This is a genomic window from Psychrobacter sp. TB20-MNA-CIBAN-0197 (genome assembly GCF_040309765.1).
In the GTDB taxonomy this organism is placed as follows: Bacteria; Pseudomonadota; Gammaproteobacteria; order Pseudomonadales; family Moraxellaceae; genus Psychrobacter; species Psychrobacter submarinus.
Genome location: NZ_JBEOPC010000805.1, coordinates 1 through 263, shown reverse-complemented (window position 1 = coordinate 263; position 263 = coordinate 1). Strand labels below are relative to the sequence as shown.

Sequence of the window (263 nt, the reverse complement as noted above, 5' to 3'; positions counted from 1 at the left end):
GCCTTACCCTGTCGATGCTAGCCAGCACTGCTTTCGCCCTGCCCGCTGCCGATCAGGCCACTCCGCAAGTCAAAGACAGCCACTCGGTGTTCAGCCAGACTCTCGCTGAAGACGGCTACGACAAAACCCCACAAGGTCAGACTCTGGCTGAAAACGGTCGCAACCGCCTCCAAGAAAAAGGTCTGGTTGAAGATGGATATGACAAGACGCCACAAGGCCAGGCTGTAGCCGAAAACGGCCGCAATCGTCTCGAAGAAAAAGGT

At 56.3% G+C, this 263-nt stretch carries 1 protein-coding gene; it reads left to right on the top strand.

Annotation, left to right across the window (positions count from 1 at the left end; translation table 11 throughout):
* Positions 1 to 263, top strand: a 263-nt coding sequence (locus AAEY83_RS16075) for a hypothetical protein (protein WP_351060591.1), incomplete at both ends; no start/stop codon positions are given.